The organism is Rhodococcus sp. YH1 (assembly GCF_009939605.1).
Lineage (GTDB): Bacteria > Actinomycetota > Actinomycetes > Mycobacteriales > Mycobacteriaceae > Rhodococcus > Rhodococcus aetherivorans.
The window spans coordinates 1-25,047 of the sequence record NZ_WVTE01000243.1 but is presented as its reverse complement, the minus strand read 5'-3'; the positions used below and the strand labels follow the sequence as shown (position 1 = coordinate 25,047).

The 25,047-nt window shown below is 70.7% G+C and carries 21 protein-coding genes; 4 read left to right on the top strand and 17 right to left on the bottom strand.

Annotated elements, in window-relative coordinates; all coding sequences use genetic code 11:
- Positions 1 to 50: 50 nt before the first annotated feature.
- From narI to AIIKEEIJ_RS22815, 9 genes are all read right to left on the bottom strand, one after another.
- Positions 51 to 782 carry a respiratory nitrate reductase subunit gamma gene (narI, locus tag AIIKEEIJ_RS22855; RefSeq protein WP_161996633.1) on the bottom strand — a complete coding sequence of 244 codons (732 nt, stop codon included), beginning with the start codon at positions 780 to 782 and terminating at the stop codon, positions 51 to 53.
- Between the two features lie 2 nt (positions 783 to 784).
- Positions 785 to 1,483: a nitrate reductase molybdenum cofactor assembly chaperone gene (narJ, locus tag AIIKEEIJ_RS22850; protein ID WP_006948303.1), complete on the bottom strand. Its 699-nt coding sequence runs from the start codon at positions 1,481 to 1,483 to the stop codon at positions 785 to 787.
- Positions 1,480 to 3,156 (bottom strand): nitrate reductase subunit beta, encoded by a 1,677-nt coding sequence (narH, locus tag AIIKEEIJ_RS22845; RefSeq protein ID WP_161996632.1) that lies wholly within the window; start codon positions 3,154 to 3,156, stop codon positions 1,480 to 1,482. The genes narJ and narH overlap by 4 nt, the downstream gene beginning before the upstream one ends.
- A gap of 40 nt (positions 3,157 to 3,196) precedes the next feature.
- Positions 3,197 to 6,886 carry a nitrate reductase subunit alpha gene (locus tag AIIKEEIJ_RS22840; RefSeq protein WP_161996631.1) on the bottom strand — a complete coding sequence of 1,230 codons (3,690 nt, stop codon included), beginning with the start codon at positions 6,884 to 6,886 and terminating at the stop codon, positions 3,197 to 3,199.
- Between the two features lies 1 nt (position 6,887).
- Positions 6,888 to 8,144: a nitrate/nitrite transporter gene (locus AIIKEEIJ_RS22835; RefSeq protein ID WP_006948306.1), complete on the bottom strand. Its 1,257-nt coding sequence runs from the start codon at positions 8,142 to 8,144 to the stop codon at positions 6,888 to 6,890.
- Positions 8,145 to 8,432: 288 nt separating this feature from the next.
- Positions 8,433 to 10,724: a polyribonucleotide nucleotidyltransferase gene (locus tag AIIKEEIJ_RS22830; RefSeq protein ID WP_161996630.1), complete on the bottom strand. Its 2,292-nt coding sequence runs from the start codon at positions 10,722 to 10,724 to the stop codon at positions 8,433 to 8,435.
- Between the two features lie 370 nt (positions 10,725 to 11,094).
- Positions 11,095 to 11,364, bottom strand: a complete 270-nt coding sequence (rpsO, locus tag AIIKEEIJ_RS22825) for a 30S ribosomal protein S15 (protein WP_003935677.1) — start codon at positions 11,362 to 11,364, stop codon at positions 11,095 to 11,097.
- Positions 11,365 to 11,497: 133 nt separating this feature from the next.
- Positions 11,498 to 12,922 (bottom strand): wax ester/triacylglycerol synthase domain-containing protein, encoded by a 1,425-nt coding sequence (locus AIIKEEIJ_RS22820; protein WP_161996629.1) that lies wholly within the window; start codon positions 12,920 to 12,922, stop codon positions 11,498 to 11,500.
- A 46-nt stretch (positions 12,923 to 12,968) separates the two neighbouring features.
- Positions 12,969 to 13,940 carry a bifunctional riboflavin kinase/FAD synthetase gene (locus AIIKEEIJ_RS22815; RefSeq protein ID WP_006948316.1) on the bottom strand — a complete coding sequence of 324 codons (972 nt, stop codon included), beginning with the start codon at positions 13,938 to 13,940 and terminating at the stop codon, positions 12,969 to 12,971.
- A gap of 95 nt (positions 13,941 to 14,035) precedes the next feature.
- On the opposite strand from AIIKEEIJ_RS22815, the gene AIIKEEIJ_RS22810 reads away from it, so the two are divergent.
- Genes AIIKEEIJ_RS22810 through AIIKEEIJ_RS22795 form a run of 4 tightly spaced genes read left to right on the top strand, consistent with a single transcriptional unit; the run spans position 14,036 to position 17,306 of the window.
- Positions 14,036 to 14,947 carry a metal ABC transporter solute-binding protein, Zn/Mn family gene (locus AIIKEEIJ_RS22810; protein ID WP_161996628.1) on the top strand — a complete coding sequence of 304 codons (912 nt, stop codon included), beginning with the start codon at positions 14,036 to 14,038 and terminating at the stop codon, positions 14,945 to 14,947.
- Positions 14,944 to 15,711, top strand: coding sequence for a metal ABC transporter ATP-binding protein (locus AIIKEEIJ_RS22805; protein ID WP_006948323.1), 768 nt, complete (start codon positions 14,944 to 14,946; stop codon positions 15,709 to 15,711). Before AIIKEEIJ_RS22810 ends, AIIKEEIJ_RS22805 begins: the two co-directional genes overlap by 4 nt.
- Positions 15,708 to 16,595, top strand: a complete 888-nt coding sequence (locus AIIKEEIJ_RS22800) for a metal ABC transporter permease (RefSeq protein ID WP_006948325.1) — start codon at positions 15,708 to 15,710, stop codon at positions 16,593 to 16,595. The genes AIIKEEIJ_RS22805 and AIIKEEIJ_RS22800 overlap by 4 nt, the downstream gene beginning before the upstream one ends.
- A 36-nt stretch (positions 16,596 to 16,631) precedes the next feature.
- A complete protein-coding gene (locus tag AIIKEEIJ_RS22795; protein ID WP_161996635.1) occupies positions 16,632 to 17,306 on the top strand; it encodes an iron dependent repressor, metal binding and dimerization domain protein in 675 nt (224 codons plus the stop codon).
- A 57-nt stretch (positions 17,307 to 17,363) separates the two neighbouring features.
- Here the strand turns inward: AIIKEEIJ_RS22795 and truB are convergent, their stop codons facing one another.
- From truB to infB, 8 genes are all read right to left on the bottom strand, one after another.
- Positions 17,364 to 18,272, bottom strand: coding sequence for a tRNA pseudouridine(55) synthase TruB (gene truB, locus AIIKEEIJ_RS22790; RefSeq protein WP_072635119.1), 909 nt, complete (start codon positions 18,270 to 18,272; stop codon positions 17,364 to 17,366).
- Positions 18,273 to 18,310: 38 nt separating this feature from the next.
- On the bottom strand, positions 18,311 to 19,018 hold the full coding sequence (gene npt, locus AIIKEEIJ_RS22785; protein WP_161996627.1) for a 4'-phosphopantetheinyl transferase Npt: 708 nt from the start codon (positions 19,016 to 19,018) through the stop codon (positions 18,311 to 18,313).
- The gene (locus AIIKEEIJ_RS22780) at positions 19,015 to 19,971 is read right to left on the bottom strand and encodes a metallophosphoesterase family protein (protein WP_006948334.1); all 957 of its coding nucleotides are present in this window, start codon (positions 19,969 to 19,971) and stop codon (positions 19,015 to 19,017) included. The genes npt and AIIKEEIJ_RS22780 overlap by 4 nt, the downstream gene beginning before the upstream one ends.
- Positions 19,968 to 21,386 carry an MATE family efflux transporter gene (locus AIIKEEIJ_RS22775; RefSeq protein ID WP_161996626.1) on the bottom strand — a complete coding sequence of 473 codons (1,419 nt, stop codon included), beginning with the start codon at positions 21,384 to 21,386 and terminating at the stop codon, positions 19,968 to 19,970. Before AIIKEEIJ_RS22775 ends, AIIKEEIJ_RS22780 begins: the two co-directional genes overlap by 4 nt.
- Before the next feature lie 2 nt (positions 21,387 to 21,388).
- Positions 21,389 to 22,372 carry a DHH family phosphoesterase gene (locus AIIKEEIJ_RS22770; protein ID WP_161996625.1) on the bottom strand — a complete coding sequence of 328 codons (984 nt, stop codon included), beginning with the start codon at positions 22,370 to 22,372 and terminating at the stop codon, positions 21,389 to 21,391.
- Positions 22,373 to 22,379: 7 nt separating this feature from the next.
- Entirely contained in the window at positions 22,380 to 22,838 is a 459-nt protein-coding gene (rbfA, locus tag AIIKEEIJ_RS22765; protein WP_029543285.1) for a 30S ribosome-binding factor RbfA, read from the bottom strand.
- 60 nt (positions 22,839 to 22,898) lie between these two features.
- Positions 22,899 to 23,189, bottom strand: coding sequence for a DUF503 domain-containing protein (locus AIIKEEIJ_RS22760; RefSeq protein WP_029543284.1), 291 nt, complete (start codon positions 23,187 to 23,189; stop codon positions 22,899 to 22,901).
- A 105-nt stretch (positions 23,190 to 23,294) separates the two neighbouring features.
- The coding region (gene infB / locus AIIKEEIJ_RS22755; RefSeq protein WP_161996624.1) for a translation initiation factor IF-2 at positions 23,295 to 25,047 on the bottom strand (1,753 nt) is incomplete at its 5' end.

Here is a 25,047-nt window from a genome sequence, read left to right as displayed (position 1 = left end):
TGCTGGACGGAACATCTCACACTACACGCGCCGCCGCGCACCCCTTCCGGTCACCACCCGCGGCGGTGCGGCCGCGACCCGACCAGCTGCCCCTTGGGGGCGACGTCCCTGCTGCGGTAGACCACGTAGGGGCGGAACAGGTATCCGACGGGCGCGCTGAAGGCGTGCACCAGGCGGGTGAACGGCCACAGCGCGAACAGGGCCAGGGCGATCAGCGCATGGAGCTGGAACGACAGGGGTGCCTGCACCATGAGGTCGCCGCGCGGCTGCAGGATCCAGAGGGAGCGGAACCACGGCGAGACGGTCTCGCGGTAGTTGTGCTCCTCCCCCACCACACCCGAGCCCATCAGGGTCGTGGCGAGTCCCGCGACGATCGCGGCGACGAGCACCACGTACATCAGCTTGTCGTTGGCGGTGGTGGCCATGAAGACCGGTCCGCGGGTGCGGCGGCGGTAGATCAGCAACAGGATCCCGACGAGGGTGGCGATCCCGGCGACGGTGCCCAGCGTCACCGCCTGCACGTGGTAAGCGTGCTGGCTCAGACCGATCGCATCGGTCCACGACTGCGGGATGAGCAGACCGATGACGTGCCCCACGATCACCACGAGGATGCCGAAGTGGAACATCGGGCTGGCGATGCGCAGCAGCTTGCTCTCGTAGAGCTGCGACGAGCGGGTGGTCCAGCCGAACTTGTCGTAGCGGTAGCGCCACCACGTGCCGACGACCACCACCGCGATTGTGACGTACGGCACGACGTCCCAGAAGATCTCCCCTGCGGACATGGTCAGTCGACTCCTTCGGCTCGGGTCTGGGCCGAGACGGTTGCGGTCCGGCGCGGTGGGACGGTGAGGGTGAACGGTTCGAGGCCGATCGCCTCGGCCGGCGGCCCGGCCTCCGCGAGCTGCCGGGCGCGGCGCTCTTCCTGATCGCCGACCGGGGGCAACGTCGCGCACACCGCCTCGATCGCCGCCGCATACGGGGAATCGCGTTCGCCGAGCGCGACCCGGAGCACGTCGATCGGGATGCGGTGCGCGGCGAGCAGGTGCTCCCCCGCGTCCGGGTCGACGGTCGCGGCGAATTCGAGCACCACCGGGAGGTGATCGGGCGCCTCCCCGGGCGGTGGCTCCGCGCCGGCGTCGCGGTAGGCCTGCGCGAACGCGTGGATCGCCGCGCCCCGGTTGCGGGTGTCGCCGCCGGTCCAGTACGTGAGGTACATCGTCGAGCGCCGGCGCATGTCGAACGTGTCGACGTAGTCGGCCTGCGCGGCGAAGGGATCGCCGTCGCGCAGGGCGGCGAGGGTCCGGCCCAGCAGCTCCGCCGGTTCCCCGGTGATGTGCCCGAGAAGCCGGTCGACGGTCGCGAGACGGGACGGCAGTCGCTCGTCGGGGTACGCCAGCAGCAGCGACGCCGCCTGCCGGATCAGCCGGTGCTGCAGGTGCCGCGATGCGGTGTCGCGCGCGCCACGGCGCAGCAGCCCCCTCATCGCCCGCTCCCCCGGTTCTCGACTCGATGCCCGGCCGGGAACAGGCCCTGGGGCACGCCCTTGCCGTCCCAGTTGAGCAGGTTCACGCGGGAGGGATTCGACGCGTTCGCCGCCATCCCCTCGGAGGTCTGCCGCTGCCGGAGCGCGTGGAAGGTTTCCACCGCGACGGGAACGGGACCTCCGCTGGCCTCGCCGAACGGCCCGGAGTCGTACATGCCGGGGCCGCCCTCGAACGACAACGCGCAGTCGGTGGCGGATTCCTCGAGCTGGTGGCCTTCGGCCGCGTAGGCGGTCGGGATCACGTACCGCTCGTCGTACTTGGCGAGGGCGAGCAATCGGTACATCTCGTACATCTGCTCCTCGGTCATGCCGACGGCGTCGGGGATGTCCGGCCGCGTGTCCCGGCCCAGGTTGATGTCGCGCATGTACGAGCGCATCGCGGCGAGCCGGTGCAGCACCGCTTCGACGGCGTCGGTGTCGCCCGCCGTGAACAGTCCCGCCAGGTACTCGATCGGGATGCGCAGCGATTCGAGCGCACCGAACAGGTTCCCGATGTCCTCGCCGTCGTGGCCGTCGCGGGTCACCGCGTCGACGACCGGCGAGAGCGGCGGCACGTACCAGACCATCGGCATCGTGCGGTACTCCGGGTGCAGCGGCAGCGCAACCCGATACGTGTTGATCAGCGCGTACACGGGCGACCGCTGGGCGGCCTCGATCCACTCGTCGGAGATGCCCTCGGCGCGGGCGCCGGCGATCACCTCCGGGTCGTGGGGGTCGAGCAGCATCTGCCGCTGTGCCTCGTAGAGGTCCTTCTCGTCCTCTACGGACGCGGCCTCGAGCACCCGGTCGACGTCGTAGAGCACGAGCCCGATGTACCGCAGCCGGCCCACGCAGGTTTCCGCGCACACGGTGGGCAGGCCTACCTCCACGCGCGGGTAGCACAGCGTGCACTTCTCGGCCTTGCCGGTCTTGTGGTTGAAGTACACCTTCTTGTAGGGGCAGCCGGACACGCACATCCGCCAGCCGCGGCAGCGGTCCTGGTCGACGAGAACGATGCCGTCCTCGACACGCTTGTACATCGCTCCCGAGGGGCACGACGAGACGCACGACGGATTCAGGCAGTGCTCGCAGATACGCGGCAGGTAGAACATGAAGGTCTGTTCGAGTTCGAGCCGGACCTGCTCGCCGACCTTCTTCAGCACCGGGTCGGCGGGGACGATCTCCGGCGAGCCGCCGAGGTCGTCGTCCCAGTTCGCCGACCATTCGACCTTCATCGGCTTGCCGCTGATCAGGCTGCGCGGCGGCGCCACGGGGATCTGGTCGCCGAGCGGCGCGGTGGTGAGGTTCTCGTAGTCGTAGGTCCACGGTTCGTAGTAGTCGCCGATCGCCGGCATCTTCGGGTTCGAGAAGATCCGGAACAGCTTGTTCCACCGGCCGCCGTCGCGCAGCCGCAGCCGGCCGTTCCGGTCGCGGATCCATCCGCCGCGCCAGCGTTCCTGGTCGTCGTACATACGGGGATATCCCAGGCCGGGCCGGGTCTCGACGTTGTTGAACCACACGTATTCGGTGCCGGAGCGGTTGGTCCAGGCCTGTTTGCAGGTGACCGAGCACGTGTGGCAGCCGATGCACTTGTCGAGGTTCATGACCATCGCCATCTGGGCCATCACCTTCATGCCGGCCTCGCTTCCCGGATCGTGGTCGTGGGTGTCGACATCAGTACGTGACCTCCTGCGACCGGCGGCGTACGACCGTCACCTCGTCGCGTTGATTTCCGGTGGGGCCGAGGTAGTTGAACGCGAACGACGTCTGCGCGTAGCCACCCGCCAGGTGGGTGGGCTTGATCAGGATCCTCGTGAGCGAGTTGTGGATGCCGCCGCGGGTGCCGGTGGTCTCGGTGAGCGGCACGTCGATGGTGCGTTCCTGCGCGTGGTAGACGTACACGACGCCGTCGGGCATGCGGTGCGAGACGATCGCGCGGCACACCACGACGCCGTTGCGGTTGACGGCCTCGACCCAGTCGTTGTCACGCACCGAGATCTTCGCCGCGTCCCCCGGGCTCATCCACATGGTCGGACCGCCCCGCGAGAGGGACAGCATGAACAGGTTGTCCTGGTACTCGGAGTGGATCGACCACTTCGAGTGCGGGGTGAGGTACCGCACGGTCAGTCCGACGCCGTCGCCGCTGCCCACGGCGGGCTCGCCGAACAGGCGCGACATGTCCAGCGGCGGACGGTAGGTCGGCAACTGCTCGCCGAGTTCCTCGATCCAGTCGTGATCGACGTAGAAGTGCATGCGGCCGGTGAGCGTGTGAAACGGTTTGAGTTCCTCGATGTTCACCGTGAACGGCGCGTAGCGGCGCCCGCCGGTCTCGCTGCCGGACCATTCCGGGCTGGTGATCACCGGGACCGGCCGGGCCTGGGTGTCGGCGTAGGTGATGCGGCGTTCCTCGCTGCCCTCGGCGAGGTGCACGAGCCGGCGGCCGGTGCGCTTCTCGAGTTCACGGAAGCCCTCGACGGCGAGCCGGCCGTTCGAGGTGCCCGACAGCGCGAGGATGACATCGGCCATCCGTTCGGCGCTCGTGACCGCCGGGCGGCCTTCCCCGGCACCGGAATTCATCACACCGAACGTCGCGGCGAGCTCCGCGACCTCCTGCACCGGACGTGTCGTGACGCCCTTGGTGGTCAGGCCGAGGGTGTCGACGAGCGGCCCGAGGGTCGACCATTTGTCGGCGATCGCGGTGTAGTCCCGTTCGACCACCGCGAGCGGGCCCATGGTCCGGCCCGGCACCGGCACCTCCCCGGTGACGCGCCAATCCTTCTCCGTGCCCGACGGATACGCCATCGCGCCCGGCGTGTCGTGCTGCAGTGTGCCGAGCACGATGTCGGTGCGGGTTCCGAGGTGCTTCGCCGCCAGCGCGCTGAACACCTTCGCGATGGCGCCGAAGGCCTCGTAGTCGGAACGCGTTTCCCACGGCGGGTCGATCGCGGGACTGAAGGCGTGGATGTAGGGGTGCATGTCGGTGCTCGACAGGTCGCCCTTCTCGTACCACGTCGCGGCGGGCAGCACCACGTCGGAGAACAGCGTGGTCGACGTCATCCGGAAGTCGATCGACATCAGCAGGTCGAGCTTGCCCTCGGGCAGGTCGTCCGGCCAGGCGACGTCGTGCGGGCGCAGGTCCGGACCGGTCGGCACGCCCTGGATGTTCGAGTCGGTCCCGAGCAGGTGCCGCAGGAAGTATTCGTTGCCCTTGCTGGACGAGCCGAGCAGGTTGGACCGCCACACGTTGAGCACCCGCGGCCAGTTGCGCGGGTTGTCCGGGTCGGTGACCGACAGTTTCACCTCGCCGCTCGCGAGTTTCCGGGCGACGTACGCGGGGATGTCCACGCCCGCAGCCCGCGCCTCGTCGGCGATCTCGTGGGTGTTGCGGTCGAACTGCGGATAGAACGGGGTCCACCCCATCGCGACCGCGGAGGTCATCACGTCCATCGTGTGCTTGTCCCGGAACCGGCCGCGGCCCAGCGGGCTCGCCAGCGCGTCGGCGCGGTACCCGTCGTAGCGCCACTGGTCGGTGTGGACGTACCAGTACGACGTACCGGCCATCTGCCGCGGCGGCCGGCTCCAGTCGGTGCCCATCGCCATCGCAGCCCAGCCGGTGACGGGCCGGCACTTCTCCTGCCCGACGTAGTGGGCCCAGCCACCCCCGTTGCGGCCCATCGACCCGGTGAGAAGGAGCAACGCCAGCACCGCCCGGTAGGTCGCGTCACCATGGAACCACTGGCAGATGCCGGCACCCATGATGATCATCGACCGGCCGCCGGATTCCTCCGCGTTGCGCGCGAACTCTTTCGCGATCCGGATCGCCTGGGCGGCGGGAACTCCCGTGATGCCTTCCTGCCACGCCGGGGTGTAGGGGACGGCGGGATCGTCGTAGCCGGTCGGCCACACGCCCGGTAGGCCCGGACGGGAGACGCCGTACTGCGCAAGCATGAGGTCGAACACGGTGCACACCAGGTGTCCTCCGACGCGCCGCACCGGCACTCCGCGCTCGATGCTCGCCCCGTGCCCGTCGACCGTGTCGAAGCTCGGCAGGTGCACCGTCACCGCGTCCTCGCCGGCGATGCCGCCGGGATGCGCGACGGTCAGTGCCGGCACGAGGTCGCCCAGATCGAGGTTCCACTTGCCGATGCCGTCGTCGCCGTACCGGTAGCCGAGCGAACCGTGCGGAACCGCCACGGTGTCGGTCGCACCGTCGAGCAGCGCCGGCTTGAACGCCGCGTTCTCCACGTCCCGACCGAGGTCGGCCGCGGTGAGGTTCTTGCCCGGGACGAGCCGGCCGTCGCGTTCCTCGAGTTTCACGAGGAACGGCAGGTCGGTGTACTGCCGGACGTAGTCGACGAAGAAGGGGACCCGCTGCTCGACGTAGAACTCGGTCAGCAGCACGTGGCCCATCGCCATCGCCAGCGCGCCGTCGGTGCCCGCCGCGCACGGCATCCATTCGTCGGCGAACTTCGTGTTGTCGGCGTAGTCGGGACTCACGGTCACGACCTTCGTGCCGCGGTAGCGGACCTCGGCCATCCAGTGCGCGTCGGGTGTGCGCGTGACCGGCACGTTCGATCCCCACATCATGAGGTAGGCCGCGTCCCACCAGTCGCCGGATTCGGGCACGTCGGTCTGGTCCCCGAACACCTGCGGAGAGGCGACGGGAAGATCGGCGTACCAGTCGTAGAAGGACGTCATGACGCCGCCGATCAGCTCGACGAACCGGGAACCGGCAGCGAAGGACACCATCGACATCGCGGGGATCGGCGAGAAGCCGGCCACCCGGTCGGGTCCGTATTCCCGGACGGTGTGCACGTGCGCCGCCGCAATCATCTCGGTCGCCTCGGCCCACGTCACGCGGACCAGGCCGCCCTTGCCGCGGGCCCGCTGGTAACGGCGGCGCCGTTCGGGATCGCCCTGGATGTCGGCCCACGCCAGAACGGGATCGCCGAGCCGCGCCCTGGCCTCGCGGTACATCTCGACGAGCACGCCGCGGGCGTACGGGTAGCGCACCCGCGTCGGCGAGTACGTGTACCACGAGAACGCAGCGCCGCGGGGACAGCCGCGCGGTTCGTACTCGGGGCGGTCGGGGCCCACCGTGGGGTAGTCGGTTTCCTGCGTCTCCCACGTGATGATCCCGTCCTTGACGTAGATCTTCCACGAACACGAACCGGTGCAGTTGACGCCGTGGGTGGACCGGACCACCTTGTCGTGACTCCACCGGTCCCGGTAGAAGATGTCGCCTTCGCGTCCGCCGCGGCGGGTGACGGTCCGGCCGTCTCCGGAGATCTCCCCCGGGGTGAAGAACCGTCCGCTGCTGCGCAGCAACTCTTCAGCGGCACCGCCGGTGTGCTGGGTTGTCACGTCATCTCCCTTCGGGTCGCGTCGTGGTGGTCGTGCCGGCCCCGGGTGTGTCGCGCGCGGCGTTCTCGTGGGCCCTCAGCTTGACCGCGGTGTAGAGCAGGGCGACGAGGGCGGTGACGACGAGCAGCGCCAGTCCCACCGTGTAGTCGTTGTCTGCGGGGTCGTAGGTCGCGCCCATGACCAGCGGCGGGAAGTAGCCGCCGAGCCCCCCGGCCGCGGCGACGATGCCGGTGACCGATCCCACGGACTTCGCGGGGGACCGTCGTGCGACCCAGGCGAAGACACCGCCGGTGCCGACGCCGAGGAAGACCGCGAGCAGGATGAAGTCGGTGGCCGCCCACACCTCCGGCGGTGGCTGCAGGATCGCGATGGCGGCCATCACCGCGGTCCCGGCGAACGAGACGAGCACGACGGGCTTGGGCCCGATCCGGTCGGACAGGGCACCGCCGATCGGCCGCGCGATCACCGCGGCGAGGGCGAACGCCGCGGTGCGGGCGCCCGCGTCGACGGCGGAGAAGCCGTAGACGGTCTTGATGTAGGTGGGCAGGTAGTTGCTGAAGGCCACGAATCCGCCGAACACCACGGCGTAGAGGAACGACATCTCCCACGTGACCCGCAGTTTCAGTGCCGCAGCAAGTTTCGGTCCGACAGGGTCGGTGTTCGGGTGGAAGTCCGGGGAGTTGCGCATCACGAGGACGCACACGCCGGCGGTGACGGCGAGGGCGGCCGCGACGATGACATGCGTCGCGAGGAGCCCGAACCAGTTCACGAAGCGTGGGGTGAAGAATGCCGAGAGCGCGGTGCCGACCATGCCGGCGCCGAAAACACCCGTGGCGAAGCCGCGGCGGGCGGGTTCGTACCAGTTGTTCGCGAACGGGATTCCGACCGCGAAGATCGTGCCCGCGATGCCGAGGAAGAACCCGCAGACCAGCAGGAGCGGGTACGACCCGGCCTCGGCCGCGAAACCCACTGCGATCACGGGCAGGATCGACAGGAGGGAGATCGCGATGAACATGATCCGTCCGCCGTGGCGGTCGGTGAGCGAACCGACGGCGATGCGGCCGAGCGAACCGACCAGGATCGGCGTCGCGACCAGCATCGACGCCTGCGAGCTGCTGAGGGACAGCTCACCCGCGTAGGTGGTGGACAGCGGGCCGATCATGTTCCAGGCCCAGAAATTGATGGCGGAAACCCAGGTGGCCAGCGCCAGGTTCAGTCCCCGGCCGGAACCGGGGACACGCTCCGTTGCGGTGTTCACGTCCCCAGAGAACCACCCTCAGGCAACGAGCGAGCCGCTTTGAGGGAAAAGGTGCACGGCGGGCCGGCGGTGGGGACATGCGAACGGTTCCGCCCCGGAATACGGCACGTGGAGTCACCGAACACATTGTGCGTCAACACAGTACAACGATCCGGTCACGCCGGGGCGAATGTCCCGGACCCCGGGGCGCGACCCGGCCGATGCCCGACGCGTGCCTTCCCCCGGAAACACGGCCGCGGCCCCGCACCTTCCGAGGGTGCGGGGCCGCGGTGCGACTCGGAGGCCGGACTACTGCTGCGTGTCCTCGGCCGCGGGAGCCTCGGGTGTCTCGCCCGAAGCGTCGGCGGTGTCCTCGTCGGGCACCGGCACCAGGCTGATCTTGCCCCGGTTGTCGATGTCGGCGATCTCCACGCGGATCTTCGAGCCCACGTTGACGACGTCCTCGACCTTGGCGATGCGCTTGCCGTTGCCGAGCTTGCTGATGTGCACCAGGCCGTCGCGGCCCGGCAGCAGCGAGACGAACGCGCCGAACGCCGTGGTCTTGACCACGGTGCCCAGGAAGCGTTCGCCCACCTTCGGCAGTTGCGGGTTCGCGATGGCGTTGATCTTGTCGATCGCGGCCTGCGCGGACGGGCCGTCGGCGGCACCGACGTACACCGTGCCGTCGTCCTCGATGGAGATGTTCGCGCCGGTCTCCTCGGTGATCGAGTTGATCATCTTGCCCTTGGGGCCGATGACCTCGCCGATCTTGTCGACCGGCACCTTGATGGTGGTGATCCGGGGCGCGAACGGGCTCATCTCGTCCGGGGTCTCGATGGCCTCGGCCATCACCTCGAGGATGGTGGCGCGGGCGTCGTGCGCCTGCGACAGCGCCCCGGCGAGCACCTGCGACGGGATCCCGTCGAGCTTGGTGTCGAGCTGCAGCGCGGTGACGAAATCCTTCGTGCCGGCCACCTTGAAGTCCATGTCACCGAACGCGTCCTCGGCGCCGAGGATGTCGGTCAGCGCGACGTAGCGGGTCTCACCGTCGACCTCGTCGGAGACCAGGCCCATCGCGATGCCCGCGACCGGGGCCTTGAGCGGCACACCGGCGTTGAGCAGCGACAGCGTCGAGGCACACACCGAACCCATCGAGGTGGAGCCGTTCGAGCTGAGCGCCTCGGAGACCTGACGGATCGCGTAGGGGAACTCCTCCTGGCTGGGCAGGACCGGGATCAGGGCCCGCTCGGCGAGGGCGCCGTGGCCGATCTCGCGGCGCTTCGGCGAGCCGACGCGGCCGGTCTCACCGGTGGAGTACGGCGGGAAGTTGTAGTGGTGCATGTACCGCTTGCTGGTCTCGGGACCGAGCGAATCGATCTGCTGCGCCATCTTCACCATGTCCAGCGTGGTGACACCCATGATCTGGGTCTCGCCACGCTCGAACAGCGCCGAGCCGTGGGCCCGGGGCACGATCGCGACCTCGGCGGACAGGGCGCGGATGTCCGTGATGCCGCGGCCGTCGATGCGGAACTTGTCCCGCAGGATCCGCTGGCGGACCAGCTTCTTGGTGAGCGAGCGGAACGCCGCGCCGATCTCCTTCTCACGGCCCTCGAAGTTGGGGGCCACCTGCTCGAGGACCTCGACCTTGACCTCGTCGGTCCGCTCGTCGCGCTCCTGCTTGCCGGCGATGGTCAGCGCCTCGGCCAGCTTGGTCGACGCGGCGGCCTCGACGGCCTCGTACACGTCGGCTTCGTAGGCCGGGAACAGCGGGAAGTCACCGGTGGGCTTCGCGGCCGCGGCGGCGAGCTGCTGCTGGGCGATACACAGCCGCGCGATGAACGGCTTGGCGGCCTCGAGACCCTCGGCGACGACGGTCTCGGTCGGCGCCTGCGCACCGCCGGCGACCAGCTCGACGACGTTCTCGGTGGCCTCGGCCTCGACCATCATGATCGCGACGTCGGCGGTGTCGGGGTTGTCGCCGCCACCCACGATGCGACCCGCGACCACCATGTCGAACACGGCGTTCTCGAGCTGCTCGACCGTCGGGAACGCGACCCACTGGCCGGTCTTGTTCTCCTCGGAGGTGATCAGCGCGACCCGCACGCCGCCGACCGGGCCGGAGAACGGCAGGCCGGCGATCTGGGTGGACGCCGACGCGGCGTTGATCGCGACGACGTCGTACAGGTCGTTCGGGTTCAGGCTGAGCACCGTCACCACGACCTGGATCTCGTTGCGCAGGCCGTCGACGAAGGACGGGCGCAGCGGCCGGTCGATGAGGCGACAGGTCAGGATCGCGTCGGTGGAGGGCCGGCCCTCGCGACGGAAGAACGAGCCGGGGATGCGGCCCGCGGCGTACATGCGCTCCTCGACGTCCACCGTCAGCGGGAAGAAGTCGAAGTGCTCCTTGGGCTGCTTGCTGGCGCTCGTCGCCGACAGCAGCATGGTCTCGTCGTCGAGGTACGCGACGACGGAGCCGGCGGCCTGCTGGGCGAGGCGGCCGGTCTCGAAACGAATCTGGCGGGTGCCGAAGGACCCGTTGTCGAGGACTGCGACGGACTCGAACACGCCCTCGTCGACCTCGACTGCTGAATTGCTGGTCATCTCTACTCTTCTCTTCCCTCTCGTCTTCGCCGTACCCGCGCGGGCGCCACAACCCTCGTGGCTGCGGCTGCGCACCGATCGCCCGTGCCCGCGTCTCACGGGCCGAGCGTGCGGAGGCGGTCGTCGATCGAAACCGTCCGGACCGGGTCCGGAAGGTCACTACCGAAGACCGACACCGTCGGTGCATACGGTTCCGCGGGCGGTGTCGCCGTCCGCGGGTGCCGCTGCCGGTGTCCGGTGGGCACGTCACCCACCTCCGGCCGCGCAGCGGCCAAACCACCGATAGCCAACGAGGCTCAGTCTAAGCATTGCCTCGTTGGCTATCGGAAAGATCAGCGAACGCAGATCGCGTCGTCGCTTCGCCGCGCTCCTATCGGCGCAGACCCAGACGCTGGATCAGCGAACGGTAGCGGTTGACGTCGACCTTCTCGACGTACTTGAGCAGCCGGCGACGACGACCGACCAGCAGCAGCAGGCCGCGGCGGGAGTGGTGGTCGTGCTTGTGCTGCTTCAGGTGCTCGGTCAGGTCCTGGATGCGCTTGGTGAGCATCGCGACCTGCGCCTCGGGCGATCCGGTGTCGGTCTCGTGGAGGCCGTACTCGCCGAGGATCTGCTTCTTCTGCTCGGTGGTCAATGCCACTGGGATACTCCTGATCGATGACGTCCGCGCGCTTCGTGGAACGGGCCGATGCCCGTCGGTGCGGCCACCGCGAACCGCAGCACACACCAGCGGATGAGCGTACCAGAGGGGCAGGTGCCGGCCCCGGCCACCCTCAGCCGCGGGATCCGGTGCCGGATCGGCGGCCTCCGGTGGCCTCGATCACCTCGGCGAACGCCTCCTCGAGGAGGGTCGCGTACCGATCGAGATCCGGCATCAGCAGCGGCGAGCTCATGACCGTGACGGCGAACGCTTCGCCGGCCCGGCTGAAGGAGTGCACCAGACCCATCCCCGGGCGGAGGGACTGGATGCCCGCGACGAAACGGAACGTTCCGCCGTGGTAGGTCCAGCCGGTGTCGGCGCCACAGTCGACACTGGTGACCGCGGTCTCGGCGGGTGCCGCGAACCCGCCCGCCGCCGCACGGTCGCGCCGGTCCGCCGCCCGGCGGTACAGCGGATACGGCACCGCGCCCGCACCCGCGAGGCGGTGCAGCACCTCGGGGGACGTCGCGACCCGCCGTTCGCCGGCGAGCGCGTCGGCCACGGCCGCCACCCGGTCGCGGGGATCGGCGACCTCGGTACACAACGGAACGATCGCGGCGGTCAGCCGATTGACGCCCAGCGCGGCACCGGCCGCGCCGACCGCGACCGGAACCGCGACGTGGGCGCCGACGACGGGCCGGCCGCGCTCGCCGAAGTAACGCTGCATCGCGAGGGACACCGCTGCCAGGCCCATGGCCGTCACGGTGTAGGTCCGGCCGACGAGACTGCCCAGGTCGGGCCGCACGATCCGGATCACCCGGTCGGGCCCGGGCGCCCCGGCGAGCACCGCTGCGGGCCGCGCCGCCGGGGACGGGACCGTCGGGGCGTCCGCGGACCGCGCCGACGCCGCGCGCCGCACCAGGACCGCGCCGAGCGTCAGGTAGCCGAGCCGCAGGTACCAGCGGGCGAAGCGCGCCACACCCGAGACCGCGGCGGCGACGTGCTGCGGTCGCGCCGCGGCCGGCGGCAGGCCGGGAACGCGCAGCGGTTGCCCGTCCGCGCCGAACAGCGCGCCGAGGAAGGCGGGCAGCGCCGAGCCTGCCATCACGGCGTGACTGACCTGCAGCACGACGACCGTCACGGTCGCGCCCGGATCGTCCGGGTCGGACACCGCGACGAAGACGTGCAGGCACCACGCGCGCCGCCGGACGTCCAGCGGGTCCGCGCACAGGTCCGCGATGGCGTCGATGCACGCGGTGAACGAGCCGCCGGCCCACTCGTGGTACTCGATGCGCTCCTCGGGCGGCAGCTGCGCCCGCACCCAGTACGGATAGTCCAGCCGGCCGGGCGCCTCGACGACCCGCCGGTCCAGCACGGTCAGCAGATGCGCCCGGGAGCGCAGGTGAGCGGACGCGTCCTCGGGGCCGCGGATCGCACCGTCCCGCTCGTCGAACACGACGAAGGCGGACCAGTCGGTCGGCCGGTCCGATTTCGACTCGTGATAGTTCGCGGCGTCCGCCCAGGTCAGGCGCGCGTGTCGCCACTGACGTATCGACACACCGGGAATTGTCCCCGATCCGGGCGGGGCCCGGACCGGAACGGCCCTAGCCGCGAGTGCGCTCGAGCACCTCGCGGGCCCGCTCGGCGTCGCGGTGCATCGCCGAGATGAGGGCCTCCACCGATTCGAACCGCTCCATGCCGCGCAGCCGCTCGACGAAGTCGACCGCGACGTGCTGGCCGTACAGGTCGGCCTCCTCGTCGAGGACGAACGCCTCCACGGTGCGGGTGCGCCCGGAGAAGGTCGGATTGGTGCCCACCGACACCGCCGCGAGGTACCGCTCCCCCGGCGTGACGGTGCCGAGCCCCCCGGTGCCCGGGCCGAGGACGGTGAACCAGCAGGCGTAGACGCCGTCCGCGGGGATGGCCGAGTACATGGGCGGCGCGACGTTCGCGGTGGGGAAGCCGAGATCGCGGCCGCGGCCGTCCCCGTGCACCACGACGCCCTCGACGCGGTGCGGGCGGCCCAGCGCGTCGGCCGCGGCGGCGACGTCGCCGGCGTCGACGCACGAGCGGATGTAGGTGGAGGAGAACGTCACCGCATGTTCGCTGAGCAAGGTCAGGCCCTGAACGGCGAAGCCGAAGCGCTCGCCGATGGTGCGCAGCAGGTCGACGTTGCCGGCGGCCTTCTTGCCGAAGGTGAAGTTCTCGCCCACGACGACCTCGGCGACGTGGAGCCGCTCGACGAGGATCTCGTGGGCGTACCGCTCCGGGGACAGCTTCATGAACTCGGGGGTGAACGGCATGACGCAGAAGACGTCGATGCCGAGCTCCTCGGCCAGTTCTGCCCGCCGCGCGAGGGTCGTGAGCTGCGCCGGGTGACTGCCCGGCCGCACGACCTCCATCGGGTGCGGGTCGAACGTCATCAGGACGCTGGCTGTGCCGCGTTCCTTCGCCGACTTCACTGCCCGCGCGATCAGCTGCTGGTGCCCGCGGTGCACACCGTCGAACACCCCGATCGTCAGGACACAACGACCCCAATCCGCGGGAATTTCGTCGAGACCTCGCCATCTCTGCACAAGCGCAGCCTACGACCCGGCGGCCGGACGGTCATCTCCGGCTCGCCCGGGGCGTCGCATGGACAACGCCGACGGCACACCGCCATAATTTCGGTATGCCGAACATTTTCGTTGGACTCCGCAAAATCGCCGTGGCGTTCGCGGCCACGGCGATCCTGGCGGGCTGCAGCTCGGCGCAGAGTTCCGACGACGACCGCCCCCTGGTGCTGACCACCTTCACGGTGCTCGCGGACATGGCCCGCAACGTCGCCGGGGAACACCTGCGGGTCGAGTCGATCACCAAGGTCGGTGCCGAGGTCCACGGCTACGAGCCCACCCCGGGCGACCTGCGCTACGCCACCCGGGCCGACCTCGTCCTCGACAACGGCCTGGGCCTCGAGCGCTGGTTCGAACAGTTCCTCGCCGACACCGAGGCCGCCCACGCCGTCCTCAGCGAGGGCGTGCCGCCGCTGCCGATCGGCGAGGACGCCTACGCGGGGCGGCACAACCCGCACGCGTGGATGTCCCCGTTGGCGGCCCAGACGTACGTCGACAACATCGCCGCCGCGTTCGCCGAGCTCGACCCCGAGCACGCCTCCGACTACGCCGCCAACGCCGCGGCGTACCGCGCCGAACTGCAGGCGGTGCACGAACAGCTCGTCGCCGACCTGGCCGTGCTGCCGCCGAATCACCGAGCGCTGGTCACCTGCGAGGGCGCCTTCAGCTACCTGGCCCGCGACGCCGGCCTGAGCGAGGCGTACCTGTGGGCGGTCAACGCCGACCAGCAGGGCACCCCCCAGCAGATCGCCCGTACGGTCGACTTCGTCCGGGCCAACGCCGTGCCCGCCGTGTTCTGTGAGTCCACCGTCTCGGACAAGGCCCAGCGGCAGGTCGCCGAGGACACCGGTGCCCGGTTCGGCGGAACCCTGTACGTCGACTCGCTCTCCGAGCCGGACGGCCCCGTGCCGACCTACCTCGAGCTGCTCCGGCACGACGTCCGCACCATCACCGAAGGGCTGCGCCCATGACCGCGACACCCGCCCCCGCACTGGCCGTCTCCCGCCTGAGCGTGCACTACCGCACCGTCACCGCGCTCGACGGCGTCGACCTGACCCTCGCCACCGGCCGGGTGTGCGGGCTCGTCGGCACCAACGGCTCGGGCAAGTCGACCCTCTTCAAGGCGATCATGGGCATCGTGCGGCCGAGCGCCGGCACCGTGTCCATCGGTGGCGCCGACACCGTCACCGCCCGCAAGGCCGGAGCCGTCGCGTACGTGCCGCAGAGCGAGGCCGTCGACTGGGACTTCCCCATCAGCGTGGGCGAAGTCGTGATGACGGGCCGCTACGGCCACCAGAACTGGCTGCGCCGGCCGCGGCCTGCCGACCACGCCGCGGTCCGGGCCGCGCTCGAACGCGTCGACATGGCCGGCTACGAGCAGCGGCAGATCGGGCAGCTCTCGGGCGGTCAGCGCAAGCGGGTCTTCGTCGCCCGCGCCATCGCCCAGGGCGCTCCCCTGTTGCTGCTCGACGAGCCGTTCGCCGGGGTGGACAAGCGCACCGAGGCGGCGCTGACCGGCGTGATCCGGGACCTCGCCGGCTCCGGGCACACGGTCCTCGTCGCCACCCACGACCTCGCCGGGCTGTCGACGCTGTGCGACGAGGCCGCGCTGCTGCAGCGTCGCATCCTCGTGCACGGCGCCCCGGAGGAGGTGCTCCGGCCGGAGAACCTCGCCCGCGCCTTCGGCGTCGACCCGCTGGTGCCGACCCCTTACGTTCCCCAGGAGGCGCGGTGAACCTCGTCGAACTGATCGTCGAACCGCTGCAGTACGGCTTCATGCAGCGTGCGCTCGTCGTCGCGGTGGCCGCCACGGTCGTGTGTGCCCTGCTCAGCTGCTGGCTCGTCCTCATCGGCTGGTCGCTGATGGGCGACGCCGTCTCCCACGCCGTGCTGCCGGGGGTGGTGCTGGCCTACCTGGTGGGGGCACCGTTCGCCCTGGGCGCGTTGCTGTTCGCCGGGGCCGCCGTCGCCCTGATCGGGCTCGTGCGCAGCACCACCAAGGTCAAGGAGGACGCCGCGATCGGCGTGGTGTTCACGACGCTGTTCGCCCTCGGCGTCGTCCTGATCTCCAAGAACCCGAGCCAGGTGGACCTGCACCACGTGCTCTTCGGCAACCTGCTGGGCCTGGCCACCGAGGACATGTGGCAGGTCACCGCCCTCGCGGTGGTGGTGCTCGTCGTGCTGATCGCCAAGCGCCGCGACCTGACCCTGTTCGCGTTCGACCGGGGGCAGGCCCACGCCCTCGGGATCTCCCCGGCCCGGCTGTCCGCCCTGTTGCTCGCTCTCCTCGCGGTCACCATCGTCGCCGCCATCCAGGCCGTCGGGGTGATCCTCGTCGTGGCGATGCTGATCATCCCCGGTGCGACGGCGTACCTGCTCACCGAACGGCTGTCGCGGATGCTGGTGCTCGCCCCCACCCTGGCCGCGCTGACATCGGCGGCCGGGGTGTACGTCAGCTACTACACCGACGCCTCCACCGGCGGTGTCGTCGTCCTGGCGCAGGCCGTCGTGTTCACGGTGGCCTACCTCTTCTCGCCGCACCAGGGACTGATCACCGGGGCGCTGCGGCGGCGGGCACGGCTGCGCGACGCGGATGAATCCGCGGTGAGACTTGCCTAAGCTGTCCCCGTGGGCGAGAGAAGCGGGACGACCGAGGTGGCGACGGCGGACACGCTGACGCCGGTCGCGCAGGACTACCTCAAGATCATCTGGACCGTGCGGGAATGGTCGGGGGAGAAGGTCTCGACGAAGCTGCTCGCGGAGAAGCTCGGAGTGTCGGCGTCGACCGTCTCCGAGGCCGTCCGCAAGCTCGCCGATCAGGGCCTCGTCGACCACGCCCGCTACGGCGCGATCTCCCTCACGGACTCCGGGCGCGCCGCCGCCGTGGCCATGGTCCGCAAGCACCGTCTGCTCGAGACGTATCTGGTCCAGGAACTCGGCTACGGCTGGGACGAGGTGCACGACGAGGCCGAGGTCCTCGAGCACGCCGTCTCCGACCGGCTCGTCACCGCCATCGACGCCAAGCTCGGCCATCCCGAGCGGGACCCGCACGGCGACCCGATCCCGGCGGACGACGGTACGATCCCCACTCCCCCGGCCCGGCAGCTCAGCGCGTTCGTCGACGGCGAGCACGGCCGCGTCGCCCGCATCTCGGACGCGGACCCGGCGATGCTGCGCTACTTCGACGACGTGGGCATAGCCCTCGACACCGACATCCGGGTCGTCGAACGCCGCGACTTCGCGGGCACCGTCTCGGTCCGTATCGGCGGCGACGGCGGCACCACGGTCGACCTCGGGCATCCCGCGGCCGACGCGATCTGGCTGGTGTAGGCGGCCGCGCCGCCGGTGTGTCCTTCGGGCGGCGGGAGCAGCCCGAAGGACACACCGCTACATGGTGGCCGGGCGCACGACGAACACTGCCGAGGCCCGCTTGCCCTTCTCCTGCAGCAGCGCCGCGGCCCGGCCGGACGGGTCGATCGCCGCGTACACGCCGGGAATCCCCACCGGATCCAGCCACCGGCCGTTCGCCAGCAGTTCCGCCTCCGCCGCGGTGACGTCGCGGCACGGGAACGCGGTGCGGACGGCTGCATCGATGTCCAGGCTCACGGCCGGGCTCTCCTCGAGCTGGGCGAGCGTGCGGGCGTGCTCGAGCCCGAACGGGCCGACCCGGGTGCGCCGCAGCGCCGTCAGGTGCGCGCCGACGCCCAGGGCGGCCCCCAGATCCCGGGCCAGCGCCCGGATGTAGGTGCCGGACGAGCACTCCACCTCGACGTCGAGATCGACGAACCCGTCCGAGGTGGTCCGCCGGGACAGCACCTCGAACCGCGAGACCGTGACCGGCCGGGCCGCGAGCTCGACGGTCTCCCCCTCGCGCATCCGGGCGTAGGCGCGCTTGCCGTCGATCTTGATCGCGCTGACACTGGCGGGCACCTGGGAGATCTCCCCCGTGAGCGCGGCGACGGCCGCCGCGATCGCCTCGTCCGCGACGGCGGAGGCGTCGGTGGTCGCGAGCACCTCACCCTCGGCGTCGTCGGTGACGGTGCTCTGCCCGAGCCGGATCGTCGCCGAATACGCCTTGGTGGTGAGGGCGAGCAGGCCCAGCATCTTCGTCGCGCGCTCCACCCCGAGCACGAGCACGCCCGTCGCCATCGGGTCGAGGGTGCCGGCATGACCGACCTTGCGGGTGCCGAGCAGCCGCCGGCAGCGGGCCACCACGTCGTGGCTGGTCATACCCGGGTCCTTGTCGACGACGAGCAGGCCGGCACGGGCAAGGGCGGGGTTCTCGGAGGCAGACACGGGGCCCGATTCTGCCACCTGCCGCGGCGGCCCCGGTGTCAGTGCACGACGATCGCGGTGAGCACCAGCCCGTCGGCGATCAACCACCGCCCGTCGAACGCCGACAGCGGCGCACCGTCGCGGGTGTCGCCGGGTACGAGCAGGTCGGAACGGAACGTGCCCGACGCGGCCGCGCCCGGTACGGTGGCCGCGCCGTCGCGCTCGAACGTGATGTGGGCGTCCTCGAAGCCCAGCCAGCGCCCGGTGAGCGGGAACCACGCCTTGTAGGTGGCCTCCTTGGCACAGAAGAGCAGGCGGTCCCAGTGCAGGCTCGGCCCGGTGCCGGCGAGCCAGGTGCGCTCCTGCGGCAGGGACACCGCCTCGAGCACCCCGTCGGGCAGGGGACCGTGCGGCTCCGCGTCGATCCCCAGCGACCGCACCTGCAGCGCGTAGGCCAGGACGGCGCCGCGGTAACCGTCGCAGTGGGTGAGGCTGCCGACGACTCCCCGCGGCCATACGGGCGCCCCCTTGTCGCCCTTGAGCACCGGCCCGGGCTCCATCCCGAGCTGCCGCATGGCGAGCCGCGCGCAGTGCCGCGCCCCCGCGAACTCCCGTCGCCGCTTGTCCACCGCACGGGCGACGAGCGCCTCCTCCTGCGGGTGCGGCCGCAGGCCGGGCGGGTCCTCGAACAACTCCGCGGCGGCGATGCCGTCGGGCAGGATCCGGGTGATCAGCCCGGTGCGGGTCGAGGTCGTCGGGTCGGTCATCGCAGCTCCCCAGTGCGCGTGTTCTGTGCAGCGCGCTCAGCACGCATCTTCTCGACTTCGGCTTCCATCTCGGGGGTCACCCGGAAGTGCCCGCCCCACTTGTTCAGCGATCCCGGCGGATACTCCGGCACCGGCAGGATCTGGCGCAGCAGCGGCTCGGGCAGACCCCGGCGCTGCCATTCCCGTGGGTAGCCGAGGGAGACCTCCTCGAAGCGGACGCCGTCGTAGTACGTGGTGCGCGGGATGTGCAGGTGTCCGTACACGGCGCACAACGCGCGGTAGCGCAGGTGCCAATCGGCGGTCTCGGTGGTGCCACACCAGAGGGAGAACTCCGGGTAGAACAGCATCCGGGTGGGTTCGCGGACCAGTGGGAAGTGGTTGATCAGCACCGTCGGCAGCGCCGGGTCGAGGGCGTCGAGGCGCTTGCGGGTGTCGTCGAGCCGCACGCGGCACCACACGTCGCGGGTGACGTACGGGTCGGGTGAGAGGAGGAACTCGTCGGTGGCGACGACGTTGCGTTCGCGGGCGAGCGCCAGGCCCTCGGCCTTCGTCGTGGTGCCCTCGGGCAGGAACGAGTAGTCGTAGAGCAGGAACATCGGCACGAGCGTCACCGGCCCACCCTCCCCGTGCCACACGGGATACGGGTCCTCCGGGGTGAGCACGTCGAGTTCGCGGCACATCGTCACGAGGTAGTCGTACCGGGCGGCACCGTGCATCTGCACCGGGTCCTTGGCGGTGGTCCACAGCTCGTGGTTGCCGGGAACCCAGATCACCTTGGCGAAACGGCTGCGCAGCAGCGACAGCGCCCAGCGGATGTCGTCGGACTTCTCGGCGACGTCGCCGGCGACGATCAACCAGTCGTCCGGGGATTCGGGGTGCAGATCCTCGGTGACGGGGCGATTGCCTCGATGCCCGACGTGGATGTCGCTGACCGCCCAGAGTTTCCCCGTCACCGGTCCTGCCCTTCTGTCTCGTCCCGTACCGTCTCGCGCCGGATCTGCCGGTCCGCACCGGCGACGGCCCACCGCCCCGACCGGGTCCGCCAGACCACGGCCGCCATGCGGAACACGATGAACACCGTAAGCCCCGTCCAGATACCCGCGAGCCCCCAGCCCCACACCAGCGAGCACCAGACGACGGGCAGGAAGCCGAACAGCGCGGACGCGAGCGTGGCGGTGCGCAGGAAGGCGGCGTCACCGGCGCCGAGCAGCACCCCGTCGAGCGCGAACACCACTCCGGCGGCGGGCATGAGCGCGACGAAGAACCACCAGGCGACGTCGATCTGCTCGAGGACCGCCGGGTCGTCGGTGAACAGCGCCGGGATCACGTCGCCGCCGAGCAGGAACGCCAGGGCCAGGCCGGTGGCGAACACCGTGGACCAGGCGGTGATCCGCCAGGCCAGGCGCTTCGCGCCGGACCGGGCCCCCGCCCCGAGCGCCGCACCCACCAGGGCCTGCGCGGCGACGGCGAGCGAGTCGAGGGTGAGCGCGACGAAGTTCCACAGCTGCAGCACCACCTGGTGCGCCGCGACGGCCGCGGCACCGAAGCGGGCCGCCACCGCGGCCGCGGACAGGAAGCACGCCTGGAAGGCGAGGCTGCGGGCGATCAGATCGCGGCCGAGGCGCAACTGCGCCACGATCACCGCGCGACGAGGCCGCAGCGGCACACCGGCCCGGAGCAGTGCCCCGACGAACAGGGCCGCGGAGACACCCTGTCCGGCGACGTTGGCGACGGCGGAACCGGCGAGTTCCCAGCGGGGGGCGCCGAGCAGGCCGTGCACGAGCACCGGGCACAGCACCGCCGAGAGCGCGAGCCCGGCGAGCACGTACCGCAGCGGGCGGGCGGTGTCCTGCACGCCTCGCATCCAGCCGTTGCCGGCGAGCCCGACGAGGATCAGCGGTGCGCCGAACAGGGCGACCCGCAGCCACGACACCGCGGCGTCGGCGATCTCCGGGTCCCCGGCGATCAGCGCGGCCACCGGTTCCGCCAGTACCTGCCCGACGAGCAGGATCGCGGTGCCGACACCGAGCGCGAGCCAGGTGGCCTGCACACCCTCGGCGACGGCGGCGTCGCGCCGGCCGGCGCCGTGGAGGCGGGCGGCGCGGGCCGTGGTCCCGTAGGACAGGAAGGTCAGCTGGGTGCTGACCTGGGCGAGGACGAGGCCGCCGATGGCGAGGCCCGCGAGCGCGAGCGCGCCGAGCCGGCCGACGACGGCGATGTCGAACAGGAGGTACAGCGGCTCGGCGGCGAGCACCCCGAGGGCCGGCACCGTGAGCCCGAGGATGCGCCGGGCGGTGGCCTCGGGGACGACCTGCGGGGGCGCGTCCGGTTCCGGGCCGGCGGTGTCCCGCGGTTGCGGCGCCGGCACCGTCAGTCCAGGGCCGCGCGCAGCGCCGTGACGACCCGGTCGCGGTCGCCGTACGCGGTGTATCCGGATGCGAACCGATGCCCACCTCCGCCGAGGGCGGTGGCGGCGACGGAGACGTCGACGGCGTTCTTCGAGCGCAGCGATACCGTCCACACGTCCGGGCCGCACTCCTTGAACACGGCGGCGACCTCCGCTTCGGCGGTGGTCCGGACGATGTCGATGACGCTTTCGACCTCCTCGGCGCCGAGGTGCGCCGAATCGGCGCGCAGCACCGTCGCGTGGACGAGTCCGCGTCCGCCGGCGGCGTCGGGAACGAGCGTCGCCGACGCGAGCACCCGCGACAGCATCGGCAGCCACCCGAAGGGGTGCGTGTCGAGGAGCCGTCGCGTGATGGCGGCCCCGTCGATGCCGGTGGCCAGCAGGCGCTCGGCCAGACGGTGTCCCCCGGCGCGTCCCCACCGGAACGAGCCGGTGTCGGTGACCAGCCCCGCGTACAGGCAGTGGGCGAGGTCCGCGTCGATCTCCACGCCCCACTCGTCGAACAGCTCGGCGAGCACGGCGGTGGTGGATTCGGCGGCCTCGTCGATCAGATTGTGGGTGCCGAACCGGGTGTTGGAGCGGTGGTGGTCGATCACCAGGGTGTGCTTCGCGCCTGCCAGCCGGTCCGCGAGATGCCCGAGCCGGCCGGCCGTGCCGCAGTCCACGGTGACGAGCAGGTCGACCTCGCGGCGCACCTGCCCGGCGGGCACCCGCAGGTGCCCGCCGGGCAGGTCGCGCATCGACGCCGGGACGGCGGTCGGCGACGCGAACGCCACCTGCACCGGAATGCCGCGCCGCTCGAGCACCGTGCCGAGTGCCAGGCCGCTGGCGAAGGTGTCGGCGTCGGGCTGGACGTGGCAGAGGATCGTCACCGAGGTGGCGTCCTCGAGGAGCGCGACGGCGTCGCGCAGATCGACCGCCGTGGCGGCCTGGATCGACTCGGCCATCGGTGCGCTACAGGTCGTCACCGTCGTCGGGACGCACCCGTGGTTCCTTGTAGGGATCCGGCTCGCCGGCGGGAGCGGCGCCCTCGCGGGCCTTGGCGAGTTCCTCGTCGGCGGCCCGTGCCCGTTCGAGGAGTTCCTCCATGTGCCGGGCGGTGTCCGGCACGGTGTCGGTGACGAAGGTCAGGGTGGGGGTGAACCGCACCCCGGTGCCCGCCCCGACCTTCGAGCGCAGCACGCCCTTGGCCTTCTCCAGGCCTGCGGCGGCCGCGGCCAGGTCGGGTTCGGTGTCCAGGTCCTCGCCGCGGACCGTGTAGTAGACGGTGGCGTCGTGCAGATCTGCGGTGACCTTCGCATCGGTCACGGTGACGAACGCCAGCCGCGGATCCTTGATCTCGTGATCGATGGCCGTGGCGACGATCGTGGCGATGCGCTTGGCCAGTCGACGTGCCCGTGCTGGATCGGCCATGTCAGTCGGTTCCTCTCCCCGGCCGCCGGCGGCGACCACATGTTTGTTCCACCGGTCCGGTCAGTCCTCCGGACCGAAAATTCTTCGCCGCACGGAGAGCAGCTGCAACTCCGGGCGGCCGGCGACGAGCCGCTCGCACGTGTCGAGCACCTCGTTGAGATAGGGCACCGCCGATGCGGCCACCGCCACGCCGATCTCGGCGCGACGGTAGAGGTCCTGGTCGCCGGTCTCGGCGGCGCTGACCGCCATCCGCCGCAGCTCGGCGAGGACGGGCCGGATCACGGACCGCTTCTGCTTGAGCGAGCGCACGTCACCGAGCAGGACGTCCAGTTCCAGTGCCCCGAGATACATCCACCCTCCGGTGTCGTCCGGTGCCGGTCCTCCGGCACGCCGACGGCGGCGGGCGATCATCTCGCCCACCGCCGCCGACGAGGCCGTCGGTTGTGTCCGGCTGCGTCAGTCGCGCGGCTTCTCGCGCAGCTCGTACGCCTCGATCACGTCACCGATCTTGATGTCGGAGTAGGTGACCGTCAGACCGCACTCGAAGCCTTCCCGCACCTCGGTCACATCGTCCTTCTCGCGCCGCAGCGACGAGATGGTGACCGTCTCGGCGACCACGTTGTTGTCGCGGAGCAGACGGGCCTTCGCGTTGCGCTTGACGACACCCGACTGGACCATGCAGCCCGCGATGTTGCCGACCTTGGACGACTTGAAGATCGCCCGGATCTCGGCGCGGCCGAGCTCGACCTCCTCGTAGATCGGCTTGAGCATGCCCTTGAGGGCCTTCTCCACCTCGTCGATCGCCTGGTAGATGATCGAGTAGTAGCGGATGTCGACGCCCTCGCGGTTGGCGAGCTCGGTGGCCTTGCCCTCGGCGCGGACGTTGAAGCCGATGATCACGGCGTTCGACGCGGCGGCCAGGTTGACGTTGGTCTCGGTGACACCACCGACACCGCGGTCGATGACCCGCAGGCGCACCTCGTCGCCGACCTCGATGCCCATGAGGGCCTCCTCGAGGGCTTCGACCGTACCGGCGTTGTCGCCCTTGAGGATGAGGTTGAGCTCGTTGTGCTCCTTGAGCGCGGCATCGAGGTCCTCGAGGCTGATCCGCTTGCGGCTCTTGGCGGCCAGCGCGTTGCGCTTGCGCGCATTGCGGCGGTCCGCGATCTGCCGTGCGATGCGGTCCTCCTCGACGACGACGAGGTTGTCACCGGCGCCGGGCACCGACGTGAAGCCGATGACCTGGACCGGACGCGACGGGAACGCCTCGAGGACGTCGTCGCCGTGCTCGTCCACCATTCGGCGGACACGGCCGTACGCGTCGCCCGCGACGATCGAGTCGCCCACGCGCAGCGTGCCGCGCTGGACCAGGACGGTGGCCACGGGGCCGCGGCCGCGGTCGAGGTGCGCCTCGATCGCGACGCCCTGCGCCTCCATGTCCGGGTTGGCCCGCAGGTCGAGGGACGCGTCCGCGGTGAGCAGCACGGCCTCGAGCAGCTGGTCGATGTTCAGGCCCTGCTTCGCCGAGATGTCGACGAACATGGTGTCGCCGCCGTACTCCTCGGTGACCAGTCCGTACTCGGTGAGCTGCTGGCGGATCTTCTGGGGGTTCGCACCCTCCTTGTCGATCTTGTTCACCGCGACCACGATCGGCACGTCCGCAGCCTGCGCGTGGTTGATCGCCTCCACCGTCTGCGGCATGACGCCGTCGTCGGCCGCGACCACGAGGATCGCGATGTCGGTCGACTTCGCGCCGCGGGCACGCATGGCGGTGAACGCCTCGTGACCCGGGGTGTCGATGAGGGTGATCAGCCGGTCTTCGCCGTTGAGGTGGGTCATCACCTGGTAGGCGCCGATGTGCTGGGTGATGCCGCCGGCCTCGCCCTCGCGGACGTTGGCCTTGCGGATCGTGTCGAGCAGGCGGGTCTTGCCGTGGTCGACGTGACCCATGACGGTCACCACCGGCGGACGCTGCACGAGGTCTTCCTCGGTGCCCTCGTCCTCGCCGTAGGTGATGTCGAACGACTCGAGCAGCTCGCGGTCCTCGTCCTCGGGGCTGACGACCTGAACGTTGTAGTTCATCTCCGAGCCGAGCAGCTCGAGGGTCTCGTCGTTCACCGACTGAGTGGCCGTGACCATCTCACCGAGGTTGAACAGCGCCTGGACCAGGGCCGACGGGTTCGCGTCGATCTTCTCCGCGAAGTCGGAC